We start from the raw sequence: 6082 nt of genomic DNA on the forward strand, positions 1-6082 counted from the left end.
CGCCCGCGACGATCGCCAGGCGTACTGACAGCCCACCTCCAACTACGCGCACCAGCAACCACTGCGGGCCGAATGGGGGACCCCTCATCCACCCCACCGACACCTGCCGCCGGGATCGATGACAACGGTCCAGGTCCGCCGTCACGGGACTGGCCCAGGCCATCGCCGTCCTGCACGAGCCCAGCAGGGCGCGGTCTGGGACCGGCGCCAGGCGCAGAACAGGCTCCGCTCGCAGCTGCGCGAGTTCTATCCGGCGATCCTCGCCGCCTTCGGCGAGCACCGAGAGGCTGCACGAGGTCTTCCAGCGCGACTACGTGCACCACCTCCTCCACGTCGAAGCGGCCTTCGGCCATCAAGACCAGCGGCCTCGTGCGGCAGCTGGACGCGGCCTGCCAGAACGCCGATCAGCTCGAAGCCGCCTGCACCGACGCTTTCGACGACCATCCCGACGCGTCGGTCGTCACCAGCTTTCCGGGCCCGGCCTCCTTGTCCGGAGCCCGGGTCCTGGCCGGGATCGGTGACGACCGGTCCCGGTTCGCAAGCGCCGGATCGCTGAAGGCATAGGCAGGGAGTGCGCGGGTCACCCGGGCCGGCGGTATGAGCTGCGCGGTTTTGGGCCGCAAGGTCAAAAGGACAGCGTCTGGCTGCCGTCGGCTACGTCTGGGCCTTCTCGTCTCTGACGAAGTCACCAGGCACCAGAGCCCACTACGACCGCCGACGAAAGGCCGGAGACCGCTACAACGCCGTACAAGGCAGCAGCCTGTCCGCCACCAAGATCAGGACTTGACGTCACGTCATCTACCGTGATCACGAACCTCAAGATGGCCAATTGCTGCCGAACCGGCGGACAAACGCTGCTGCTTGAAGGGGGCTGGACCTTCAGCGGCACCTCCTGGACACCTGGACCGGCACCTGCCCCACCTGCCGACAACCCACCCCATGGCAGTCCTACGACACCACCCACCATGCCCTGCTGGGCATAGCCGGGCGGCTGGCGGCAGGTTTCCGGCAGCGGTTGGGACGTTCCGCCGTCGCCGCGTTCATGCCGGGTAGGGCGCGGCTTCGCGTGCCGAGCGGAGTGCGCCCGCCCACCAGGCCAACTGGTCGAGCACTGTCTTGGCGTATCCGGGGGCTTCGGAGTCGAGCGGACGACCGTCCTGCCACTCCGTGAAGTATTTCGGGAAGGCAAGACCATCGCGAATCGTCACTGCGTGCAATTCGGTCAGCACGTTCTCCAGGTGCAGCACCGCATGCCGCCCGCCCGCCGCGCCGCCGTAGCTGACGAAGGCGACGGGCTTGGCCGTCCACTGGGTGAAGTGCCAGTCGATGGCCGCCTTCAACGAAGCGGGGTAGCTGTGGTTGTACTCCGGCGTGACGATGATGAACGCATCCGCACCCTCCAGCGCCGATGTCAGTGCCTCCATCCCGGCCGGACGGGGGTACCCGTCACCGGCGATTTTCGGCGATGCCGCAGGCAGTGACAGCGGGATGTCGATCTCGGCCAGATCGACCACGTCCACATCGAAACCTCCGTGAATGCCTGCCTGTTCGGCGACCCACGAGGCCACAACCGGGCCGAACCGCCCTTCCCTGACGCTTCCGACGATGACCACCAGCTTGTACGTGTCGTTGTCCATGCCCACCACGATCCAGCTGCGCCCTGGCCGCAGCCAGACCGTGCTCAGGCTGGCCCCCGCAGGGCCACCCTGAGCACTCCGCGATCTGTGGGCAGCGCCGTATCCTCAGTGCATGGGTACGCCGTTGGGGGACTTCATCCGGGCCAAGCGGGACAGCATCCAGCCGGAATCGCTGGGACTGCCGGATCGCGGCCGCCGCCGCTCACCGGGCCTTCGGCGCTCGGATCTCGCCGCGCGGGCCGGCATCAGCATCGAATACCTGACCCGCATCGAACAGGGCCGCGACCGCAATCCCTCGATAGCGGTGGTGAACTCGCTCGCGGATGCGCTCAGCCTCGACCCCTCGGAGCGCAACCACGTGCGCTACCTCTCGAAGATCACCGCCGGCGCATGCTCCGGTCACGCCCAGCCCGCACCACCGCGCCGCGACGTCCGCCCCTCCGTCCTGGAGACTCTCCGCGTCCTGGAACCGGGTATCGCCATGGTGACCAACCGGCTGGGCGACGTCCTCGCCCGCACCAGTGCGTTCGAGGCGGTGACGAGCGGAACCGGACTGCTCGACGCCGACACCCCGAACCTCACCCGCTACGTCTTCACCGACGCCCGTGCGCGGACGTTCTTCACCGACTGGGACGATGTCGCGGACGAGCAGGCCTTCGACCTGTGGCTCGCACCATCCGTCGACAACTCCGAGTGGTTCACCGCGGAACTCGCGCCCATCGCCGGCCTCGACTTCACACGACGCCTGAACCGTCACGTGGTTCCGCAACGCGGAGTCCTCCGGCTCAACCACCCCTCCGGGTGCCGACTCGAGCTGCTCCGCGAGACGCTCGATCTGTCCGCGGACGCACAACAACTGGTCGTCTTCCTCCCTGCGGGCGAGAGGACGGCCCAGGCCGTCGAGCAACTCCGCCACCGGCCTCACGGACAGCTCCGGGCCATCTCGTAGCACAGCCAGGACAGGCCATGCTGACTCACTGAGCGGCGGAGGAGCCGTCGCCCAGCAGGTCATTCGATCGAGCGTCGCGCGCCAGGCCCCCGATCACGGCCTGCCGCTGCTCGACGCGCTGCGCCCTGGACGTTCTACGGGGGCGGGTTGGCCCGTCGCGAAGCCCAACCGGCATAGCGAGAAGCAACCCCGCTCAGAGGGTGGAGGAGTCACGGTTCTCCCTCGGTGACATGCCTCCGGAGCGCACTGCTCCGGAGGCGCGGCGCATCCGGGGATCAGAAGGGAGCCGGTCATACCGAGGCCAATGTCCGGCTCCCGCCCTGCGTCCTGCGCTCTGACCGCCGTCATGGCCCGACGTGGGACCTCGAGGGAAGAGGCAGTCCGCCGACTGCAGGCGGAGCACGTCGAGTCGCAGGAAGGCAAGGATCCCGAGGATCGGCCGGCACTCTTTCGCGCATCCGGCCGTGCTGGTCGGCAAAGGGGCTCACTTGCCATACCGAAGCTGTTTGCGCGACGACCTGTCTACGCGCTTGTCGGCGCCGCTTGCTGCACGACCTCGAAGGACCACAGTGTGGACCCGCTTGCCGCCGGCTTGGGGCGTTCGTCGCTCTGTGTGCCGCTGCCCTGGTGGGCGGCCTTCATGGGGCCCTCCATCCAGGCTTGGAAGGAGTCCTCGTCACGCCACCGCGTGTAGACGAGGTAGTTGTCGGTGCCTTCGACGGGCCGGAGGAGTTCGAACCACTCGAACCCGTCGGAACTCTCTACCGCATGGGCACGGGATGCGAAGCGTTTCTCCAGCGTCTCCCGCTGCTCGGCGGGGACGGTCAGTACGTTGATCTTTACCACACTAGGCACATGACACCTCTCAACAAGAGATCCGGCCCCGTTAGCCTGGACCACGTGCGCGCAGTCTCCTACATCCGGCAGTCAAAGCGGCGTGAGGATGACAGCGCGTCGTCCCCCGAGGCTCAGCGAACCAAGTGCGAGGCACTGATTACGGCCAAGGGCTGGGACAACGCTGGCCACTTTGCCGACGTCGGCAAATCCGGCTGGGACCCCAAGGTCGTCCGGCCGGAGTTCGAGGAGATGATGGCTGCCGTTCGCGCCGGCCACGTGGACGCAGTAGTTGTCTTCAGCCTCTCGCGGCTCACCCGCCAGGGTGCCCTTGAGGCGATGCTGATCAACCAGGAGCTGGCCAAGCACGGCGTCCTCCTGGTCTCCGTGGAGGAGCCGTACCTGGACACGTCCACCCCGATGGGCGTGGCGATTTTTGGTCTCATTGCTGCACTGGCCCAGCAGGAGAGCGACCTCAAGTCGGCCTACATCACGGCCACCAAGGAGACCTTGCGCGCCGCTGGCTCCCACGTCTCCGGCATGGCCCCGTTCGGGTTCCAGTCGACCCGTGAGCCTCGCGGGGAGTTGGTCGTGGTCAAGCTCGTCCCGGACCCGGTGGAGGCCCCTCACGTCCGCCAGATGGTCTCCTGGGCCCTCAACGGCATGTCCGCCTCGTCCATCGCCAGGAAGCTCAATGAGGACGGTGTGCCAACCAAGGCGGCCGACATGGAAGCGCGTGTGAACGCCCGACGGGCCCGGGGCGTAAGCAAGCCGCTGGAGCGGACCACGTGGGTGTCATCCACCGTGCTGCGCATCCTCCCGGACCCCCGTCTTGCTGGCTACGCGGCGGAGCGCAAGGGCACCAAGCGGGTCATCCTCCGGGACGACCAGGGAGCCCCGCTGGAAGCCCACGAGGCCCTCGTGTCGGCAGACGACTGGTGGAGGCTCCAGAACGTCCTGGACGGCCGGACACCTGAGGTGGTCCGCCAGGGCGGCCGGGCGGTCCCCTCACTCCTGGGCTCCGCTGGGCTCCTGTTCTGCGGGGTCTGCGGGTCGTCCATGGTCACGGACAAGCGAAACGGCAAGCCCCTCTACCGCTGTAACCGGGCCCAGTCCGGCGCCGTACCAGGGCACGGTGGCCTGGCCATCAACATGGAGGCCGCCGATGAGGTGGTGGCAGGGCGTGTGTGGGCACGACTCACCACGATGGACCCCGAGGACCCGGATGACCTGGGGTGGCTTGCTGAGGCCGCACGCCGGTTCGCAGCGCAGACAGACACAGGTGAGCGACAGGCTGAACTGGCCGCTGCACGCGCTGAGTTGGAACATGTGAGGGAGGCTCTCAAGACCCTCTACCAGGACCGCCAGGCGGGTCTGTACGCCGGTGTCGTCGGCACGGAGATGTTCCGTGAGTCCGTGGAGCGGCTGACGGCCCATGAGGCCCGCACGGCCGGGCGAGTGGAGGAGCTGGGCACCGCTGAGGAAGGCACGTTGAAGATCCCAGCGGAGTGGACGGGGCCGGAAGGCGACCCGCTGGGGCCGGAGTCGACGTGGGGGCGGTGGAGCCTGGAACGGCGCCGTAGCTTCCTCGGGTTCTTCGTGGACCGGATCGCTGTAGCCAAGTCGGTGGGACGGGGCCGCAACGCCAACACCACGGAGCGGGTCACCGTGCACTGGGCCACCCTCAGCGATGCGTAGGAGGAGCCCGTGATGGACACCCAGCTCCGCTCCCTGGAGCCCATGCTCCGCACGTTGGCGCTCCGTGCGGCAAGACGTGTGACCAGCGGGCCCCAACTCACGTATCTGGCGGATGAGTTCGCCCAAGTGGCCCGTATCGCTGCCTGGGATGCCCTGGGTCGTTACGACGCCAGCCAAGGGGCCCGCCCGGAGACGTTCGTGTACGCCACGGTGGACGCCAGGCTCCAGGGAGCCGTTTTGAGCGCGTTCAATATAGTGTGGGGCAAGCCAATGGGGCCTGGTCGCGGGCGGCTGCCCGTGCGTGTGGGGGGAGGGATCTGCGTGGTCCGACAGATCTTGCGGTCGGCTGCCTTCACGGCGGTGGCGATCGCACTGACGTCGTGCGGCTGGGCTGCGGCAATCTACGCAACCGAGATCTCGGCGGATCAGCTTGCGGGGCGATGGGCCAGTGAGGCGGGGACATCCTTGACCTTCCACGCGGATCACACCTTCACCAGCGAAAACTTCGACAAGTTGCCCGTCGCGTCTGACTGCAGCCACCCTTCGGACCTGTCGTCCGGCAGGTGGGCGTTCCACTCCGAGACCAGCGCTGACGAGACCGCTTCACGCGGCACCGTGCTGTCCCTGACTTTCTCGGCCGACGACTGCAGGGTGGACACTTACCTCTTCGGCGACGAAGACGATCCCTCGATGTGCCCGACCGCAGACCCAGATGAAGCCTGCGATTCAATCGGCTATCTCCACCGAACCAAGTAGGCCACGAAACAAGCCGCTTGCTAAGACTCCATCCATCCGTGACCGGGCAACGCCAGCACATCCGCTCCCATAGATGCCCCAGCCTCAATCTGCTGACTTTCCAGTGCTAGCTAGTAGGGCTTGGTCAGGTGCGTCTTGGTGCTGGTATGTCGCGGTGGCAGGTGGGGCAGGCGCCGGTCCAGACCGCGAGCAGGGTCTGGAGCTCTCG

Annotated in this window: 6 protein-coding genes; 4 read left to right on the forward strand and 2 right to left on the reverse strand. The window is 67.4% G+C overall.

Features of this window, described 5'->3' with window-relative positions:
- Window positions 1–369 precede the first annotated feature (369 nt).
- Window positions 370–564 carry a hypothetical protein gene (locus ACFU8W_RS51855; RefSeq protein WP_384052799.1) on the forward strand — a complete coding sequence of 65 codons (195 nt, stop codon included), beginning with the start codon at window positions 370–372 and terminating at the stop codon, window positions 562–564.
- Between the two features lie 476 nt (window positions 565–1040).
- Here ACFU8W_RS51855 and ACFU8W_RS51860 read toward each other — a convergent pair whose 3' ends face one another.
- Window positions 1041–1637: an NADPH-dependent FMN reductase gene (locus ACFU8W_RS51860; RefSeq protein ID WP_384052800.1), complete on the reverse strand. Its 597-nt coding sequence runs from the start codon at window positions 1635–1637 to the stop codon at window positions 1041–1043.
- Between the two features lie 112 nt (window positions 1638–1749).
- On the opposite strand from ACFU8W_RS51860, the gene ACFU8W_RS51865 reads away from it, so the two are divergent.
- Window positions 1750–2586 carry a helix-turn-helix domain-containing protein gene (locus tag ACFU8W_RS51865; RefSeq protein WP_384052801.1) on the forward strand — a complete coding sequence of 279 codons (837 nt, stop codon included), beginning with the start codon at window positions 1750–1752 and terminating at the stop codon, window positions 2584–2586.
- Between the two features lie 522 nt (window positions 2587–3108).
- On the opposite strand, the gene ACFU8W_RS51870 is transcribed toward ACFU8W_RS51865, so the two are convergent.
- The gene (locus ACFU8W_RS51870) at window positions 3109–3441 is read right to left on the reverse strand and encodes an antibiotic biosynthesis monooxygenase family protein (protein ID WP_384052802.1); all 333 of its coding nucleotides are present in this window, start codon (window positions 3439–3441) and stop codon (window positions 3109–3111) included.
- A 45-nt stretch (window positions 3442–3486) separates the two neighbouring features.
- Here ACFU8W_RS51870 and ACFU8W_RS51875 point away from each other — a divergent pair, with 45 nt between their 5' ends.
- Window positions 3487–5118, forward strand: a complete 1632-nt coding sequence (locus ACFU8W_RS51875; RefSeq protein ID WP_384052803.1) for a recombinase family protein — start codon at window positions 3487–3489, stop codon at window positions 5116–5118.
- Window positions 5119–5130: 12 nt separating this feature from the next.
- Window positions 5131–5874, forward strand: coding sequence for a sigma factor (locus ACFU8W_RS51880; protein WP_384052804.1), 744 nt, complete (start codon window positions 5131–5133; stop codon window positions 5872–5874).
- The last annotated feature ends 208 nt before the right edge of the window (window positions 5875–6082 follow it).

It is taken from the genome of Streptomyces sp. NPDC057565 (genome assembly GCF_042801455.1).
GTDB classification, from domain to species: Bacteria; Actinomycetota; Actinomycetes; order Streptomycetales; family Streptomycetaceae; genus Streptomyces; species Streptomyces yanii.